This window comes from Desulfallas sp. Bu1-1, from assembly GCF_015594625.1.
Taxonomy (GTDB): Bacteria; Bacillota; Desulfotomaculia; order Desulfotomaculales; family Desulfallaceae; genus JADNRQ01.
Genome location: NZ_JADNRQ010000012.1, coordinates 29504 through 47845 on the forward strand (window position 1 = coordinate 29504; position 18342 = coordinate 47845).

The 18342-nt window shown below is 48.2% G+C and carries 16 protein-coding genes; 10 read left to right on the plus strand and 6 right to left on the minus strand.

Going from position 1 to position 18342, the window contains the following annotated elements; all coding sequences use genetic code 11:
• Positions 1-2 precede the first annotated feature (2 nt).
• Genes IT084_RS11760 through IT084_RS11775 form a run of 4 tightly spaced genes read left to right on the plus strand, consistent with a single transcriptional unit; the run spans position 3 to position 3793 of the window.
• On the plus strand, positions 3-1157 hold the full coding sequence (locus tag IT084_RS11760; RefSeq protein ID WP_195713070.1) for an acyl-CoA dehydrogenase family protein: 1155 nt from the start codon (positions 3-5) through the stop codon (positions 1155-1157).
• Between the two features lie 23 nt (positions 1158-1180).
• Positions 1181-2362: a thiolase domain-containing protein gene (locus IT084_RS11765; protein WP_195713071.1), complete on the plus strand. Its 1182-nt coding sequence runs from the start codon at positions 1181-1183 to the stop codon at positions 2360-2362.
• Complete coding sequence (locus tag IT084_RS11770; RefSeq protein ID WP_207744554.1) at positions 2359-3366, plus strand: hydroxymethylglutaryl-CoA synthase; 1008 nt, start codon at positions 2359-2361, stop codon at positions 3364-3366. The genes IT084_RS11765 and IT084_RS11770 overlap by 4 nt, the downstream gene beginning before the upstream one ends.
• Before the next feature lie 10 nt (positions 3367-3376).
• Complete coding sequence (locus IT084_RS11775) at positions 3377-3793, plus strand: Zn-ribbon domain-containing OB-fold protein (protein WP_195713072.1); 417 nt, start codon at positions 3377-3379, stop codon at positions 3791-3793.
• Positions 3794-3888: 95 nt separating this feature from the next.
• Here IT084_RS11775 and IT084_RS11780 read toward each other — a convergent pair whose 3' ends face one another.
• Positions 3889-4818, minus strand: a complete 930-nt coding sequence (locus tag IT084_RS11780; protein WP_195713073.1) for a 3-hydroxyacyl-CoA dehydrogenase NAD-binding domain-containing protein — start codon at positions 4816-4818, stop codon at positions 3889-3891.
• A 255-nt stretch (positions 4819-5073) separates the two neighbouring features.
• On the opposite strand from IT084_RS11780, the gene IT084_RS11785 reads away from it, so the two are divergent.
• The 6 genes from IT084_RS11785 to IT084_RS11810 all read left to right on the plus strand — a co-directional run bounded on the left by IT084_RS11785 (position 5074) and on the right by IT084_RS11810 (position 11232).
• Positions 5074-6462: a hypothetical protein gene (locus IT084_RS11785; RefSeq protein WP_195713074.1), complete on the plus strand. Its 1389-nt coding sequence runs from the start codon at positions 5074-5076 to the stop codon at positions 6460-6462.
• Between the two features lie 15 nt (positions 6463-6477).
• Positions 6478-7206 (plus strand): alpha/beta fold hydrolase, encoded by a 729-nt coding sequence (locus tag IT084_RS11790; protein WP_195713075.1) that lies wholly within the window; start codon positions 6478-6480, stop codon positions 7204-7206.
• Between the two features lie 144 nt (positions 7207-7350).
• The gene (locus tag IT084_RS18225) at positions 7351-7461 is read left to right on the plus strand and encodes an AMP-binding enzyme (protein ID WP_313885471.1); all 111 of its coding nucleotides are present in this window, start codon (positions 7351-7353) and stop codon (positions 7459-7461) included.
• Positions 7462-7555: 94 nt separating this feature from the next.
• Positions 7556-8983: a 4-hydroxyphenylacetate 3-hydroxylase family protein gene (locus IT084_RS11800; RefSeq protein ID WP_195713076.1), complete on the plus strand. Its 1428-nt coding sequence runs from the start codon at positions 7556-7558 to the stop codon at positions 8981-8983.
• An 87-nt stretch (positions 8984-9070) separates the two neighbouring features.
• Positions 9071-10195 carry a Coenzyme F420 hydrogenase/dehydrogenase, beta subunit C-terminal domain gene (locus tag IT084_RS11805; protein ID WP_195713077.1) on the plus strand — a complete coding sequence of 375 codons (1125 nt, stop codon included), beginning with the start codon at positions 9071-9073 and terminating at the stop codon, positions 10193-10195.
• On the plus strand, positions 10189-11232 hold the full coding sequence (locus IT084_RS11810) for an LUD domain-containing protein (RefSeq protein WP_195713078.1): 1044 nt from the start codon (positions 10189-10191) through the stop codon (positions 11230-11232). The genes IT084_RS11805 and IT084_RS11810 overlap by 7 nt, the downstream gene beginning before the upstream one ends.
• Positions 11233-11303: 71 nt before the next feature.
• On the opposite strand, the gene ilvD is transcribed toward IT084_RS11810, so the two are convergent.
• Genes ilvD through IT084_RS11835 form a run of 5 tightly spaced genes read right to left on the minus strand, consistent with a single transcriptional unit; the run spans position 11304 to position 18146 of the window.
• Positions 11304-12965: a dihydroxy-acid dehydratase gene (gene ilvD, locus IT084_RS11815; RefSeq protein ID WP_195713079.1), complete on the minus strand. Its 1662-nt coding sequence runs from the start codon at positions 12963-12965 to the stop codon at positions 11304-11306.
• Between the two features lie 33 nt (positions 12966-12998).
• Positions 12999-13955: a D-2-hydroxyacid dehydrogenase gene (locus IT084_RS11820; RefSeq protein WP_195713080.1), complete on the minus strand. Its 957-nt coding sequence runs from the start codon at positions 13953-13955 to the stop codon at positions 12999-13001.
• Between the two features lie 55 nt (positions 13956-14010).
• The gene (locus IT084_RS11825; RefSeq protein ID WP_195713081.1) at positions 14011-15036 is read right to left on the minus strand and encodes a TAXI family TRAP transporter solute-binding subunit; all 1026 of its coding nucleotides are present in this window, start codon (positions 15034-15036) and stop codon (positions 14011-14013) included.
• Positions 15037-15071: 35 nt separating this feature from the next.
• Positions 15072-17051 carry a TRAP transporter permease gene (locus IT084_RS11830; protein WP_195713082.1) on the minus strand — a complete coding sequence of 660 codons (1980 nt, stop codon included), beginning with the start codon at positions 17049-17051 and terminating at the stop codon, positions 15072-15074.
• Between the two features lie 57 nt (positions 17052-17108).
• Positions 17109-18146: a TAXI family TRAP transporter solute-binding subunit gene (locus tag IT084_RS11835; protein WP_195713083.1), complete on the minus strand. Its 1038-nt coding sequence runs from the start codon at positions 18144-18146 to the stop codon at positions 17109-17111.
• Positions 18147-18342 lie beyond the last annotated feature (196 nt).

Sequence of the window (18342 nt, forward strand, 5' to 3'; positions counted from 1 at the left end):
AAATGGATTTTAGCATATCCGATGAAATGAGGGATATGAAGCGTACTATCCGCGATTTTGTTGACAACGAAGTAGACAAATACAGCCAGCAAATAGAAGAAGAAGATAAAATTCCCCAGCACCTGATCGATAAAGCGAAAGAAATGGGCCTGTTCGGGATGAGCATTCCCGAAGAATACGGCGGGCTGGGCCTCAGCATGGTGGAAAAATGCCTTTTGCTGGAAGAATTGGGCCGGGCCAACATGAGTTTTACAACTTTGATCGGGGCACATACGGGTATTGGCACTACCGGCATTGTTGAACTGGCCAGCGAAGAATTGAAGCGCAAATACCTGCCTGCTTTGGCCAGCGGGGAAAAACTCGGCGCCTTTGCCCTGACCGAGCCGGATGCCGGTTCGGACGCGGCGAATATGAAAACTACTGCTGTTTTAAAGGGCGATAAATGGATTTTAAACGGCATGAAGCATTTTATTACCAACGCGCCCGAAGCCAGTATTTTTACGGTCATTGCCGTGACAGACAAGGAAAAAGGGGCTCGCGGCGGCTATACGGCTTTTATCGTGGAAAAAGATTTCCCCGGGTTTTCCATTGGAACCATTGAAAAGAAAATGGGCCTGCGCGGATCGCATACCTCCGAGGTGATTTTTGAAGATTGCGAAGTGCCGAAGGAAAACATTCTGGGCGAAGTGGGGCGCGGGTATGCAAGCGCTTTAAGGATATTGAGCAAGGGAAGGGTGGCCCTGGGAGCCCGCTGTGTCGGAGCCTGTGACAAACTGGTGGAACTTTCGGTTAAGTATGCCCAGCAGAGGGTTCAATTCGGCAAGCCCATTGCCAGTTTCCAGGCTATTCAATGGATGCTGGCGGAAATGGCCACCGATACCGAAGCAGCCCGGGCTTTAACTTACAGGGTGGCCTGGATGGTGGACCAGGGGCTGCCTGTTGTTAAAGAAGGACCCATGGTTAAATTATTTGCCTCCGAGGCTTTAGGCAGGGTTGTTGACAAGGCGGTACAAATTCACGGGGGCATGGGGTATATGAAGGAGTTCCCGGTGGAGCGTTTTTACCGGGATGCCAGGCTTACCCGTATATATGAGGGAACCAACGAAATTCAGCGGATGGTTATTGCCGGCAGGCTGCTTAAGGAAATGGAAATATAGCTGTTGAAAGAAGGTGTCAATGAGTGGAAGGCGTAGCCATCATCGGAGCCGGGCAAACTCGCTACGGTGATTTTCCCGGTAAAGGAGTGAAAGAGCTTTTTGCCGAAGCATATTTGGAAGCGCTGAAAAGCGTTGATCATGGATTGGATCCGCAAACGATCCAGGCCGCTTATATTGGCTGCCTCAGCGCCGGTAGCGGGTTTCAGCTGGGGCAGCTGGCTCCGCTGCTGATGGGGCATGTCGGGTTGCCCCATGTAAATGCGGTGCGGGTGGAAAATGCCTGCGCCTCCGGAGGATTTGCCCTGTATACTGCAGCTTGCGCGGTGGCTTCCGGAAAGTTTGACCTGGTAGTGGCCGCTGGCGTGGAAAAAATGCGGGACGTTTCTTCCAGTAAAGGCAGGTACTGGCTGGGAGTGTCCGGGGATACGGAGTATGAACGCCTTGCCGGGTCAACCTTTGCCGGCATCTACGCCCTGATGGCGGCCAGGTATATGCATGAGTACGGGTTAAAAAGGGAACATCTTTCCATGGTCGCCGTAAAAAACCACCGCAACGCGGTAGCTAATCCCAAGGCGCAGTTTCGCAGGGAAATAACCCTGGAACAGGCTATGAACGGCGTTCCCGTTGCTCATCCGTTTAACGTTTGGGACTGCAGTCCCACCACCGACGGAGCCGCGGTGGTTCTACTGTGCAACGCCAAAATAGCCAGGCAGTTTACCAGCAAACCCGTTTATCTAAAAGGTTTCGGCGCGGCAAGCGACTATTTGGCCATTCATGACCGGAATACTGTCACCAGCCTGGCCGCCACGCGCCGGGCTGCTGCGGAAGCATATAAACAGGCGGGAATCGGTCCCTCTGATATTGATTTTGCGGAAGTACATGATTGTTTTACCATTGCCGAAATACTGGCCTATGGTGATCTAGGCTTTTGCGAAGTGGGACGCGCCCATTATTTACTGGAAAATGGAGACACCCAGCTGGATGGAAGGCTGCCGGTAAACGCCAGCGGGGGTTTAAAGGCCAAAGGGCACCCCATCGGCGCCACCGGTTGCGGCATGGCCTGCGAAATATTCAAGCAGCTCAGGGATGAGGCCATGGAACCCAGCCGCCAGATTAAAAACGCCAGGTATGCCCTGTCCCATAATGTGGGCGGTTCCGGTGGAACGGCCGCGGTCTTCATTTATCAGAGAGGGGACGAATCATGACGATAAGTGTTATATCTTATGGGATTTATATACCGTTCCTGCGGATTAAAAGGGAGGAATATATAAGCGCCCTGGGCAGCTGCAGCGCCGCTTTTAAAGAAAAAGCGGTGATGGATATAGATGAGGATACCATTACCATGGCGGTGGAAGCGGCCAGGGACGCCGTTGCCGGCGTGGATAAATCCCGGATCGGCGTGCTGGCCCTGGCGTCCACCAATTTCCCCTACCGGGAAAAAGTAGCCGCGGGAACTGTGATTGAGGCCCTGGGCCTGAGCAACAATATCTTGACTTGCCAGCATGGCAATTCCACGCTGGCCGGCACGGAAGCGATTTTGTCGGCAATTGGCTTGCTGAGCCTAACAGATCAGAAATACGCTCTGGTGGTGGTTGCCGATGCCCCGGCGTCCGGCGCTTCTGTGGATATGGAGCACGGCTTCGGCGCCGCCGCCTGTGCATTCATCCTGGCAAAGGATGAACCCGGCCTGGAATTTGAAGGGGTGTACGCTTACGCCGCGGAGTCCATGGGAATTCGTTACGGCCTGCCCGGGGAAACGGATCTCAGGGATATAGGAGTCAAAACTTACTCCAACCTGGCTTATAATGATACGGTCAGGGCTTCGGTCAGGGGCCTGCTTGATAAGCTCGGGCGAAAACCCGGTGATTACCGCCATGTGATCCTGCACCAGTATGATGCTAAAGACGCTTCGGGTTTGGCCAAAAAGCTGGGCTTTGGTGAAGAACAAATAAACGCGGGCCTGGTTTTTGCCAAGCTGGGAGATACGGGAGCTTGTTCCACACTGGTGGGATTATGCAATGTGCTGGATAATGCGTCCCCGGGTGATAATATGATTATTTGCTCCTACGGGTCGGGCGCGGGTAGCCACGCTTTAAGCTTCAAGTTAACCGGTCAACCGCCCAAACCAAGGAATTCGTTAAAATCATTGTTGGAACGGAAAAAATACATCGGTTACGTTCAATACTTAAAATTGAAAAGAAATATTTGAGGTGATTGGTATGGGCGCTCATATTTCCATTCCCATGTATCAAAGGGCGGTCCCCCAGCGCTACAGGCTTATTGGCCAAAGATGTCTTAAATGCGGCAGGGTCAATTTTCCCCCAAAAGCCGTATGCAAATACTGTTTGACCGGCTCTGAATTTGAAAATGTGCAGCTCAGCGGCAGGGGCACCATATATTCCTACACTATTATTGCGGGAGGCGGCGCCCCGCCGGAATTTGCGGAAGACGCCCGGTGCAAGGGCAGTTATCCGGTGGTGCTGGTGGAACTGGAGGAAGGTCCCAGGATCATAGCCCAGCTGGTAAATCCCCCCGGGGAGGGGATTTCCATAGGGATGCCGGTTGAAGCGGTGTTCAGAAGGATTTACGAGGAAGAGGGAGTTATCCGATACGGGTTTAAATTCAGGTTGGTTTAAAATGTACCATTTAATGAAGCCCCTGAGCGGGGCGATTTTTTTATCAAGATGGGCTGGTGTTGATGAAAGAAAAACAAAAGCTTTGTTAATTTGCATTAAATTTGTTTTTTGATTTTTAGCAGATCAATTAACATTTCATCCCTGTTTTTAATTCGCTTTAATTTTTCGGGCCGGTCAACTGCATTAAATTGTTCAATAATTTTTGTTATTATTTCGCTGTCTAGCTTCTTATTTCGCTCTTGTTGCCAGCTTTCTTCGAGAACAGGCTTAAAGTGTTCAAAAAAACCCTTTAAACCTGAATCCGATGCCAAATCAAAAACTTCGAACGGTCCCATGAGGGCCCATCTCAGGCCTATTCCGGCACTTACGGCGGCGTCCACATCGGCTACTGTGGCAACTCCATTGTCGATAAGGTTTATACATTCTCTTAACAAGGCATTTTGAAGCCTGTTTAAAATAAAACCTTTGGTTTCTTTGTTGCATAAAACGGGTATTTTGCCTATACTTTTGAGAAATTCCATGGTAATATCAACTACATCGGTTGCCGTCCCGGGGCCCGGCACAACCTCAACCACCGGAATGAGATGCGGCGGGTTAAAAGGATGTGCAACCAAACAACGCTCGGGATTGACCATTCTGGCTGTGATCAAGGATATGGGGAAAGATGAAGTAGATGACGCGATTATAGCATTACTCCCGGCGATTTCCTCCATTTTGGCATAAAGGCTTTGCTTGATTTCAATATCCTCAGTAACTGCTTCAATAATATAATCCGCACCATACAGCGCCTGCGCCAGGTCGTCCGTGACCACGACAAGATCCGATATGGATTGAAAGTTTTCCGGTGATAACAAACACTTTGAAGACAAAGTGTTTAAAGCATCGATTAAAAATTGCCTGACTTTTATAAAGGCTTCTTTGTTTATGTCGTACATTGTCACCGGATAGCCGGAACGGGCCAACAGTAGCGCCCAGGAACGTCCAATTAAGCCTGAGCCTACAATGGCTATTTTTTTAATTTGCATAAATACAACACCTGCCCAAACCTATTACAATCTCACAGTTGATGAAATATAAAATTTGTTAACGCAAAAATCATGCCTAGCGTTTTGTTGTGCCGCTGGTTACTGTTAAGCAGTGGAAATAAGTTTATATTCTTAATTTTGTTACAAAATTGAACTTATTGTTCAAATCTGAAATTAATTCAGATTTACTGATACTAATTGTATAGGGATATAGCAAAGGCATTTTTATTGCAAGGTGTTTTTACGGAGGGAAAAATGAAAGTGTCGATACAAAAGGCTTACCCCAGAGCGTTATATATTAATACCGCAAGATCTTCACTTTGTGCCGGTTTGGCTCTGACATACCTGGCCAAGGCGTATCTTCAATGGCCAGTTTTAAATACAGTCCTCAGCATAGTTTGTTTGTTTTGTATCCTGATTTGTTTTTCCGCGGTCCGGGGTGTAACCAGGAGCGTTGCTTTAATTCTATTTCTTTCCGGAGCTTTGCTGCTGGTTTTTGCCGGTGCTGATGTAAAACTTTGGCTGATAGCGGTGACTCAAAACGCCAATTTAATAACGTTGCTTGTTTTGGTACCTGTTTTTGGCATGCCGCTTAAATATGGCGGGTATTACCAGGTACTGGACGCCATGGTTGACAGGTACATGAACCACAGGCACAGGATATACTGGGTTCCGGCCTTGCTTGGCCACTTTTTTGGGGCGCTGATGAACATGGGGGCCATACCTGTCGTATACAAGTTGATAATCCACGGCAAGTTGCCGCGCGTGTTTCAATCAGTGCCCGGTGCAATATTGCGTGGTTTCAGTTCATCAATTTATTGGTCTCCAAACATGGTTTCGGTTGCCCTGGTTACTTATTATTTACGAGTGCCTTGGGCGGAGTTCGCCCGCGGCGGAATCATCTTAACCTTAATAAGCTTGCTTGTCGGCTGGTTGATCCATTTAATTACCGATGGTAAACCTCAAAATCATATGGATACGAACCTGCCGGCCAGAGAGGGTATCGACAGAAAAAAACTGGCGGAGTTATTTGTTTTTTGCTCGTTATTTCTCGGTACCATTATTTATATTGCCACCGAAACCGCAATTCCTGTGCTTGACGCCGTGCCGTTGCTGGCCCTGGCTTATCCTGTCTTTTGGCTGGGTGTTTTGGGTAAGGGATGCGTAATTTTGGAGGCGTACGAAGATTATATGCGGTATACTCTGCCTGGTTTTGCGTCGGAAATAGTCATGTTTTTGGGGGCCGGGTTTGTTGCCGCGGCGTTGTCGATCACAAGCATCGGCGATAAAATATCTTTATTTTTGAAGGATTTTATTGGTTTAAATCCTTATTTACTATGTTTTTTCATCGTATCATCGATTGTCCTGTTTTCTGTTGTCGGGGTTACGCCAATGGTGACGGTAATGGCCTACAGCGCTTCGTTGAACCCTGCATTAATGGGATTGTCCTCGCACCTGCTTTCCCTGGTATTGGTGGGTGGGTGGGCCACCAGCGTACTTGTTTCACCATTTACCGGAGTGACATTGATTATGTCGGGGTTGACCCAAAAATCGTCTTTTGAAATAGCCCGATCAAACTGGTTGTTTGGCGGTGTCATGGTACTGTTGCTTTCCGCTATGCCTCTGCTACAAAAGTGCATGTAAAGGGGGTGAATTAAAATGCCGCTGGTCGAGATTGACGGAAACATGGTTTTTTATCAAGAGAACGGGGGCAAAGAACAGGAGTTACCCGCTTTAATCTTGCTGCATGGTGCGGGCGGCACCAGCGCCCGCTGGGAGCATCTGCTCGGTGCATTAAGCGGGGTAAGCCGCTGCATCGCCCCGGATTTGCCCGGGCACGGCAAATCCGGAGGTTCACCCTGCCAAACTATCGAAGAATATACTACTTTTATAAAAAAATTTTGTGACAGCCTGGGGCTGAAGCATTTCTTTTTGTGCGGGCATTCTATGGGGGGAGCTATAGCCATAGAATATGCCTTGCGGCATCCATTTGACTTAAAGGGTTTGATTCTGGCCAATACTGGCGCGAAACTGAGGGTTTCGCCGGACTTCCTTGCAATGTTGTCCAACGGGGTTGTTCCGGGCAGAAATTTTTCCGATGGTTCAAATTACGATGGCGATGAAACATCCGGCAGCGTATACTTGAATGACTTTAAAGCCTGCGACCGCTTCAACCGGATGGAACAAGTCTCCGAAATCGGTGTTCCCACCTTGGTGATTTGTGGCCTGGAAGATAAGAATACGCCCCTTAAGTATTCGCAGTACTTGCAAAATAAGATCGCTGGTGCAAAACTTTGTGTCATTCCGGAAGCGGGACATATGACCATGCTGGAGCAGCCCGGAAAGTTTTCAGCATGCGTGATTGGTTTTATTAAGAAGTTGATGTAGATTGGGAATTGTTCTTAGCGTATTGAAAAGGGACTATTAACTATTAAAATGGTATAAATCTTGCATTTAAAAATTTTCGTAGGTATTGAAATTTTTTGAGGAGGGACTTAAAAACGCTTCTGGTTTCAAGGTTTGGCCCGCAAGGTGGAAGGTATTTTGTATGGACATCCCGCCGTTGCAGAAGCCTGTGTGGTGGGTGTTCCCGATCCTTACAGAATAGAAAATGTTAAGGCTTGTTGTCGAGTTTATAGATGAGCTTCCCAAAAGTGGAGCAGGCAAAATCTTATGGCGCCAATTACAGGAACAGGAAAGAAAAAAGTCAACTAATTAATTTATGGAGGTTTTTACGATGAGAACATTTGAACAATATGTTGAAGGCTTGAAAAAGCTGCGCCCCAACGTGTATTTGGGTGGTAAGCTGGTTTCGAGGGATGATCCGGTGTTTCTTCCGGGGATCAAAACCATCGGAGCTACTTTTGAACTGGCCATGGATCCAAATTACGAGGAGTTGACCACGGCGGTATCCCACCTGACAGGAAAGAAAATCAATCGTTTTACCCATATTCATCAAAGCCAGGAAGATTTGTTAAAGAAACAGAAAATGACCAGAATGTATTGCCGCCGGGTTGGTCGTTGTGTCCAGCGCTGCATGGGCATTGACGCAATGAACGCGTTGTCGGTGGTAACAAAGCGGATGGATGACGACCTGGGCACCAACTATTACCAGCGGTTTTTAAAATATTTGGAATATTACCAGGAAAACGACCTGGTGGGTAACGCGGCGCAAACCGATGTAAAAGGGGACAGGAGTTTAAGGCCGTATCAACAGGATGACCCGGACATGTATTTGCGGGTGGTGGAGAAAAGGGACGACGGGATCATTGTCAGGGGTGCCAAAGCCCATAATACCATTGCTCCCTATGCCGATGAGATTATCGCCATTCCCACCAGGGCCATGACGCCGGAAGACAAAGACTATGCGGTGGCCTTCGCCCTGCCGGCTGATACCGAAGGCATGTACCTGGTTTCAGTGGCACACAACCAGCGGGCCAGAAAACACTTGAAGGCTCCCATCGGTGAAACGGGCGCGGCCCATTCAATTACTATTTTTGATAATGTTTTTGTTCCCTGGGAAAGGGTTTTCATGTGCGGTGAAACCAAATACGCGGGCCAACTGGCGTTATTGTTTGCCACCTACCACCGGCACAGCTACACGGGTTGCAAGCCCGCCCTGACCGACATAATCATGGGGGCTGCCGCCCTGGTCTCCGAATATAACGGCATTGAAAAGGCCTCCCATGTGCGTGACAAACTTGCAGAACTGGTAACCGTGGCTGAACTGGTTTACGCGGCGGGGATAGCAGCTTCCGTCAACAGCACCAGGTCTTCATCGGGTACATACGTGCCCGAAGTGGTATATACCAATGTGGGTAGATATCACGCCGGCGTCAATGTTTATCCCGAATTCGAGATACTGGCCGACCTGGCCGGCGGGCTGGCGGCAACGCTGCCTTACGAGGACGATTTTATGGAGCCCACGGTGGGCCCGCTTTTGAATAAATATATTAAGAGAAAAAAGGATGTCCCCAGCGAGAAAGTACATCGTTGTTACAGGCTGATTGAAAATCTGATCGCATCTGCTCCCGGCGCCGCTTCCCAGGTAAGCGGGATTCACGGTGGAGGATCGCCGATCATGGAGAAAATTGCTATCATGGCGCAGTATGATATGCAGGAGAAAAAAGAAATAGCCAAGTACCTTGCCGGCATTGTTGATTAACGGTAAAAATCAATAAAATTTAATTCCTATATTAAGGGGGCTTTATATTATCATAAAGCCCCCGCGCTTGACCAAGGGGGTATTGTAATGAAAATTTTAACCGGCCCCGAAAAATTAAAAAAAGAGGTTATGGATAGGAATTTATGTACCGGCTGCGGGGCCTGCGTTGGTTTATGTCCATACATTTACGCGGTCAATGAAAGAGTAGCTTTGGTGCATTCCTGTGGTCTGAAAGAAGGCAACTGTCACCAGGTGTGTCCCCGTATAGAGCTTAACCCGGTGGAAATGGATAAACAGGTCTTTAATAAACCTCGAGCTGACCATATTCTGGGGGAAAACAAGGGGATTTTTTTTGCCCGGGCGGTTGATCAACAAATATCCGAAAACGGGCAGTATGGTGGTGTGGTCACTGCTCTGGCCGCTTACATGGTAAAAAATAAGAAAGTTGATGCCGCTGTTTTGACAAGGGCCAATGGTAATGATGTACCGGAACCGGTGCTGGTCCAAACTATGGAAGAGGTCCTTGGATGCTCTGGCTCCAAGTACTCCGCCTGTCCAACTTTAAAAATCGTTTCCGAGGGATTAAAAAAGGGTTTTTTAAGACTTTGTGTGGTCGGCAGGCCATGCCAGGTAATTGCGTTTAGAAAAATGCAGCGTTTATGCGGTCAAAACAAGCTCAAGTGTTTCCCCGACAATAAATTTGAAGCCATTGTTATCGGCCTGTTTTGTTTTTGGTCCTTGTCCCCCGATTTTTATATTAAGCTTAAGGATAAGACAGCGGGGAATAAAACGGTTCGGCTGGATATCCCGCCTAACCGGGGCCTTGTGGCCGTCCTGGAAAATGGGGCGAAGGTTGAATTTCCCCTTGAAGAACTGCGCCCGCTCATCAGGGAAGCATGTGTCGATTGTTTTGACATTACCTCTGAATATGCGGATGTTTCGGTCGGTTCAACTGAATATGACCCGGAGTGGAATACATTGATTGTGCGTACGGAAAAAGGGGAGGCATTGATCAAGGAGGCGCAGGCGGCGGGAGTAATTGAAATAAAACAGTATCCTTCCGAAATATTGCCCAATTTGCTGACCGCGGTGGCCAATAAAAAGGCAAGGGTTTTGCACGGTTTGCAACAAGGTGATTATCTCAGGCTTTCGGATGATTACCTCCAGGGTTTTTACGCTGCCCAAAAAACAACGGAGTCTGAGAAATGTTGAGCGAAGCGTATCAAGACCTGGGGAAAAGCATAAAAGAGGTTAAACAGAAATGCCTTGCAGAGATTAAGTTGCTGGTTCAACAGGCTGTAACCAAGCTGCAAGGCAACGGGTTTCAAGTATACGTGGCAGAATCTGCCGCCCGGGCCAGTGAATATATAAGTTCATTGCTGGAACGTAATAAACCCGTGTTGCTTGCGGGCACCACAATTGATAAAGAGCTGGGGTTGTATGAGTTTTTGTCCGGGCAGGGATATGAAGTAATTGATGCCGGCCCGGACAGCAGGGCTTTACGTATCCTATCCTTGGAACCGGGGCACCCCATTTACCATCTTAGTGGATATGAAAAAACCGATATTTGTAACCGCTTGAAGGCATATTACGGGGAGAATGACTTTTCATTGGAAGACTGGCAGGAAGAACATTTTAAACTGCTGGCCGCCGCCGGAGCCGGTATTACGGGTTGTACTGCTATAATCGCTCAGGAAGGTGTAATATTAATTAGTGAAGAAAGGGAAAACATTCATATTGCTTCTACATTGCCACCCGTGCACATACTGGTGGTCGGAATGGATAAAATTGTGCACAACCTGGAAGAAGCCCTGCTGGTGGCCAGGGGAGTATCCTTTTACGGAATGGGCAAGCCGGTAAGCAGAAACTTGTTTTTTATTGCCGGACCCAGCGCTACTGCCGATATTCAGGGTTTGATCGTCAGGGGCATGCACGGCCCACGTGAGGTGCACGTAATTTTGCTTGATAATGGCCGAACCGAGGCGCTGAAACAACCCGCTCGTGACTTGTTGATGTGTATCGAATGCGGGAATTGCCTTAAGGCGTGCCAGGTTTGTCAGCAAAAAGGACCTGTATTTTCGAAATATCAAGCGCCTCCATTTTATAGCAGCTGGACTTTGGCCCGGGGTGGAAATCAAGGAGATTGTTTGAACTGCGGCTTGTGTATTCAAGCCTGTCCTTTGGGTATTAATATATTTAAAATTTTAAAGGAAAGCGGTCAATCTGGTTTATTCGGGGAGGTAACATAAAGACCTAATACGATTACACAACTGGTTCAATAAATATTTAACGGGGAGGAAGTTGTTATCCTCCCCTATTTTTACTTGAATACAGCCCCTGTGCAGGCCGAAGTGACAGTTCTGGCGTACCTTTTCAAGTACCCTGTATTAATTCTTGGCAATGGTGGAGTCCAGTTCAGTCTTCGCTTCTCAATTTCAGCGTCAGATACGTCAAAATTGATTTTACCTGCGGGAATATCTATCTCAATCATATCGCCTTCCCTAACCAGGGCAATAGGCCCGCCTTCGGCGGCCTCCGGGGACACATGACCAATGCTGGCTCCTCTGGTGGCGCCCGAGAAACGCCCGTCCGTCACCAGGGCAACGTCTTGGTCCAGACCCAGGCCCGCGATGGCCATGGTAACTCCCAGCATTTCTTGCATGCCGGGTCCGCCTTTGGGGCCTTCATACCTGACAATTACCACATCTCCCGGCTTGATTTTGCCGTTGATTACGGCTTGATAGGCCTCGGGTTCAGAGTTGAATACCCTGGCCGGGCCGCGGTGCCTCAATATTTTAACGCTGGTGGCGGAGGTTTTGACCACAGCGCCTTCGGGTGCCAGGTTTCCAAATAAAACCGAAATACCCCCCTCTTTACTGTAAGGATTGTTCCAAGGGCGAATAACCTCGTCATTTTGGGGCTGGACACCGAGGTGCCGGCCCACGGGATCACCGGTCACGGTGAGAGCATTGGTCCTGATCAACCCTTTTTCCGCCAGCCTGGTCATTACGGCAGGTATTCCTCCGGCTTCATGCAGATCTTCCATGTAGTGGCGTCCAGCCGGGCTCAGCCTTACCAGGTTCGGGGTTTGCCGGCTGATGTCTCGCAGGGTGGAAAGTTTTAGCTCCATACCTGCTTCAGCGGCAATGGCGGTAAGGTGTAGAACGGTATTGGTGGAACAGCCGAGGCAAAAATCAACCGCCAGCGCGTTGGCTAAAGCATCTTCCGTTAAAATATCCAGGGGTTTAATGTCTTTTTGCAATAGCAGCATAACTTGCTTCCCGGTTATTTTGGCGAGCCGCCTCCTGGCCGCATAAACGGCAGGTATTGTACCATTGCCCGGCAGGGCCAGGCCGAGTGCTTCGGTGATACAGTTCATGGAATTGGCCGTATACAGGCCGGCGCAACTGCCGTAGGTGGGACAGCAGCCTTCCTCCAGCATGGCCAGATGCTCCAGCGCTTCTTGATCCCGTCCAGCCTCAGCAGCTATTTTAGCCTCCCCCATATCAATTATGGCTAGCTTTTTTCCATGAATTTTGCCGGCCAGCATGGGGCCACCACTGACAAAAATGGATGGAATATTGAGTCTGGCGGCGGCCATCAACATGCCAGGGACAACTTTATCGCAATTAGGAATGAAAACCAGGGCATCCAATTTATGTGCTTTAGCCATAATTTCAACTGAATCGGCAATCAATTCCCGGCTAGGTAATGAATATTTCATTCCGTCATGGTTCATTGCCAGGCCGTCGCATACAGCGATGGTGTTAAATTCAAGGGGGGTTCCTCCCGCACTGCGTACACCCGCTTTCACCGCGTCGGCAATTTCCCGCAAATGCACGTGTCCGGGAACCAGTTCGTTGTAAGAATTGACGATACCCACGAAAGGTTGCTCGATTTCATACTGGGCCAGGCCCATGGACTTGAGCAAAGCCCGTTTATCAGCCCTTCTAATGCCTTCTTTAATGATATTGCTGTTCATGGATTCCCTCTTTTCTTATTAGGTTTGTGAATTTTAATACCCTCTTGCCGGATCGATAAGGTTAATAAAGTTATTGCCTTGATTCAGGTAAACCGATAGATTGTGTTTAAAAATTTCCAGCGCCCGCTCCATATAACGGGGTGATACTCCTCCGATATGCGGCGTGATGATCACATTTTCCATTTCCCAGAGGGGGCTGTCGGGCGGTAACGGTTCCTGGTCAAATACATCAAGAATAGCATTTTTTATTAATTTATTTTTTAATGCATCAACCAGCGCCTGCTCATTGACCACTTGCCCCCTTGCTATGTTAATGAAACAACTGGTTGGTTTCATTAAAGTAAAGTGCTTTTCATTAATAAAGTGATAAGTTTTACTGGTTAAGGGGAGAGACACCAGCACATAATCGCTGGCAGACAGCAGTTCACCCAAACCGTCCGGGGGGTAGACCTGGTCAAACCATGCCAGGGGTTTACCTGATGTATTTAGGCCAAGGGTATACATGCCGAAAGCTTTGGCCTTTTTAGCGATATCCTGGCCAATGCTGCCGGCGCCTATAATCCCGATAGTTTTTTGAAAGATTTCTTCTTTAAAAATAATGCGGTTCCACTTATGAGCCTGTTGATTTTGCCGGTAAGTGAAAAGATTTTGAGATAAAGCCAGGATACAACCAAAAACAAGCTCGGACACGGAAATCCGGTGAATGCCCCGGACATTGGAAACTAAAACCTTTTTTTCATGCAGTTCCTTGAGTGGCAAAGTATCCACGCCCGCCTTAAAAACCTGGACCAGCTTCAATTTAGGCATTCTTTTGATTATTTCGACGTTAAGATCATGACCGAACGTGGCAATAACCTCACACTCTTCCAGGATCACCAAATCTTCAAGATTGTTATTGGGGTGGATATGAAAAATTGAGTTTGGGAATGTTTCAATGATGGCATTTAAATCACTTTGCTGAACTGGTACGGAAAATAATATATGAGCCATATGATGCCCCCTTTATTAAGAAAGTAGGGGCACAAAATGTGCCCCTAAACATACCCTAGCCGGTCACTCCCACTTCCTTGTAGTACCGCAGGGCACCGGGGTGAATGTACTTGGGGTCAAAAACTTTTTTATACCCGTTTTCCGCACTGAACCACTTGCCTCTTACCGGTTGTTCCTTTTTAATGCGGTCTACGTTTTCCCATAGTGACTTGGTAAGTTTATATACGGTCTCTTCGTCCATGTTCTTGTTCACAACCATTATGCCCATTGTTACCAGGCAGGGGACATCTTTTTTTAGGTTTTTGTAAGTTCCGGCGGGAATTTTCATGTCCACCGTATATCCAAATCCCATTTCGCCCAGCTTTTTGAGCGCTTCTTCCGAAAGGGGGATAACCCTGACGGGGTTTGTGGCGTCCACTTCAGTCAAAGATGTTACGTTAGGTGAACCGCCAAAGAAAACCATGTCTACAATGCCGTCTTTCAACATATTGGCGCCGTCGGCATAGCTGCCGAAGCTGATTTGGCCGCCGCTTTTCTTAATGTCATCATACGTAAGACCATGTACCTCCAAAATTCTTTGAAAAGTAGTCTCACCGGTATCGCCGGGATTGCCGGGGAGAAGCGTCCTGCCAAGGATATCTTCCACTTTTTGAATCGGGCTTTTGTCTAGAACGCCGATATTCCAAAAGGTTGGGTATAAGGCGCCAAGGATCATTATGCTATCGTATTTGCCCTCTTTAAAAGGACCCCGGTTATTAATGGCATCGGCAAAATCAGAAGCAAAGGTAAGGCCGACCTGGGCGTCAATACCTTCGTTGATCATCTTAATATTGCCAATACCGCCTCCTTCGATAACGGATACATTCAACCCTTCAATGCTATCCATCCAGATGTCCCCAATAAGAACCGACATGGGATACCACCCGGAACCTATGGGGCCGCTGGCGCTAACGATCCGGTTGGTATTGGAAGGATCTTTTTTTTCACCTTCGGTATTTTGTTTGCCGCCGCCACAGCCGGTGAGATTTAGAACCAATAAAAACACCAGGATTAAAAAAGCCAGTTTAGGCCAATTTTTCAAGATAAATGCACCTCTTTCCTTTGAAAATTGGTTTATTAGGTTGCGCTTTTGCTCAAGCTTATTTTTTTATTTAAAGATATTTTCTGGGTAAAGTAAACCGCAAGGAGCAGGCCGATGCCGATAATGTCCGTTACCAGGCCGTACTTAACCAGTGCAAAGGCTGACAAAACCAGCATGAGCCTTTGTAATATATTAGTTTGGTCGAGCAGGTAACCTTGAATGGCGCCCGCGAAAGCTATGCAGCCCAGGAGGGCCGTGGTGACGCCGTGAATAATCGTTAAAGGCTCGCCCTGCAGCAGCAAGGTATGGTTATAGATAAACATGTAGGGGACGATGAAGCCCCCCAGGCCAATTAAGCAGGCGGTAATAGCCGTTTGATTTGGTTTGGCCCCCGCAATTCCCGCCGTAATGTAAGCTGTGATGGCCACGGGCGGTGTAATTCCGGAAACGATACCAAAATAAAACACAAACAAGTGTGCTGCAATAGGGAGAACACCTTGGTTTTCTAAAGCGGGCACTGCGAGCACGGCTAGGATCACGTAGGCTGATACAGTCGGCATGCCCATCCCTAAGATAATGGAAGCCAGCATGATGAGCAGTAATAAAGGTAGCAGCTCTCCTCCCGATAGTTCAATGGCGAAGCGGGAAAACCGGATCCCCAACCCGGTTAAAATCACCGAACCCACAATGATGCCGGCGGCAGCACAGGCGCATGCCACCGTTACGGTATTACGTACGCCCTGTTCCAGGGCGGCTAATATGCTCAACCAGTTCATGCGGGTATACCTGCTCAACAAGCTCAAGGCATATGTGATAATAATTGCCCAGAAGCCTGACATCATGGGGCTGTAGCCTTTGACCATCAGGGTCACGATTAGAATTAGGGGCAGGGTCATATAACCCTGTTTTTGCAATATATTCCAGAAGTTGGGTAGCTGTTCCTTGGGTATTCCCTGAAGGTTTCTTTTGCGGGCCTGTAAATAAATTACTATTCCCGCGGTCAGAAAATAGAAAATGGCGGGCACCAGCGCATAGCCGGCAATCTTAATGTAAGGGATGCCGGTATATTCAGCCATGATGAACGCTGAAGCCCCCATAATGGGCGGCATGATTTGACCGCCTTGAGAGGCCACGGCCTCGACCGCACCCGCGAAGTGGGGTTTGTAGCCGATTTTTTTCATCATGGGGATGGTAAAAGAACCCGTCATGGTGGCATTGGCCGCACCGTTTCCGGTGATGGTGGCCATCAACGCGCTGGCCGATACCGCGGCCAGTGCCGGGCCGCCTCTTTTACCGCCGGTCAGGGAAAAAGCAAGGTCGATGAAGAACTGTCCCACTCCTGTCTTGAGCAAGAAAGCGCAGAAGATTAAAAACAGGATCAACACTGTAGAACTGACATAGATTGGGTCGGAAAAAATGCCCTGGGTGGAAATAAACATGGTGTCGATCATTTTTGAGTAGCGAAAACCGGAGTGCCCCAAAAGGCCGGGAAACCATGGCCCGATAAAAATGTACAGGCACATAAAAGCAGTCAATATGGCCATGGCGGGCCCTGTGCAGCGCCTGACCGCTTCAATGATCAACAGGATCAGGAGTGTTCCCACAATGATGTCGTTTTGGCTTGGAGAACCGGTCCGGTAAAGGATTTCGGGAAATTGAAAAACCATATACAGCGTAACAAGCACGCTCAGACCAAACGGCACGCCGTCCAAAAGGGGGTGCATTTTACCTGATTTTTTATAGCTGGGCAAGCAAGGGAACCAGGCGTAAGCCAGAATCAAGATTACCCCGACGTGTATGGACCTATGCTGCCAGGAGGGCAATGTACCGAAACCCGCCCAGTAAATACTCAAGGTTCCGTAACCAATGGCTACGGCGGCGATAAAGAACCGCCAGTATTTTGCTATAGCGGTAAGACTTTTATCTTTGAAAAATTGTTCAATATAGGAGTTGCTGGATTCTTCAATTCTAGTGTTCACAAAATTTGGATCTCTTTGTTTTGCTTCTTCCGTCATAATCAGCAAATTCTCCCTTCAATACTGGTCGGAGCTAAAAAAAGGGGGGTACGCCCCCTATTTAGCAACACCAATTTCCTTATAGTACCTCAGTGCACCGGGGTGGATCGTGCTGGGGTCGGGAATGTTTTTGTATGCGCTTTCAGCATCCATCCACTTTCCTCTAGCAGGTTGTTCTTTTTTGATTCTGTCCACGTTTTCCCATAGAGATTTGGTTAGTTGATAAACATAATCGTCATCGAGGTTCTTATTGACAATAATTAAACCCATGGTGGTCAGGCACGGAACGTCTTCTTTTTGATTTTTATATGTGCCTGCGGGTATTTTCATGGAAACGTTGTAACCGTAGCCTTTTTCATCAATTTTTTTCAGAATGTCCTCGGGCAAGGGCAGCAGCCTGATCGGCTTGGTTGCGTCCACCTCCGAAAAGGCGACAACGTTGGGGGCGCCGCCGGCCACGCACACGTCCACGATTCCGTCTTTCAGCATGTTGGCACCGTCGGAGTACCCGCCGAAGGATATTTTACCGCCGGCGGCTTTAATATCGTCATAAGTAATCCCGTAGGCTTCCAGGATGCGTTTGGTCGCCTGTTCGCTGGAAAAGCCGGGCTCGCCAGGGAACAGGTGTTTGCCCACAATGTCCTCGACGGATTTAATGGGGCTGCTTTCTAGCACCGCGATGTTCCACATGGTGGGGTAAATGGTTCCCAGGGCCATGACATTTTCCAGTTTATTGCCTTCAAATGCCCCTCTGCCCGCCAGAGCATCGGCAAAGTCCGAACTGAAGGTCAAACCGGTTACGGCATCAACTCCACCGTCAACCGCCTTTAAGTTACTAACACCGGCACCTTCAATAACGGAAACGTTCAGGCCGTCCATGTTCTCCATCCAGATATCGGTAATTAACACCGAAATTGGGTACCAGCCGGAACCAATGGGGCCGCTGGCGTGGACCGCCTGCATGGGGGAATTTTTCGCGTTGTCGCTTTTTCCTTCATTTTTGCTTTCACCGCCTTGGCCACCGCAGCCCGCCAGCAAGGCCATTATTAATAGCAACATCATTATCACAGGAATGCATGTCTTTCTTTTAAACAAAACGTTTACCTCCTCCTTATACTTTCTTTTGCTTATGCGCCGATTGCTTAAAATTAAATTTTAGGAACGCTTAAACAGGTCACCACCTCTCCATTTAATTTTATATATTAAAAAATTTCTGATAAATATTACTAATATGCAAGAGTTATTCCAAGGTGACTTTGTAATTAACATCGGCCCAGATTTTTATCTGGGC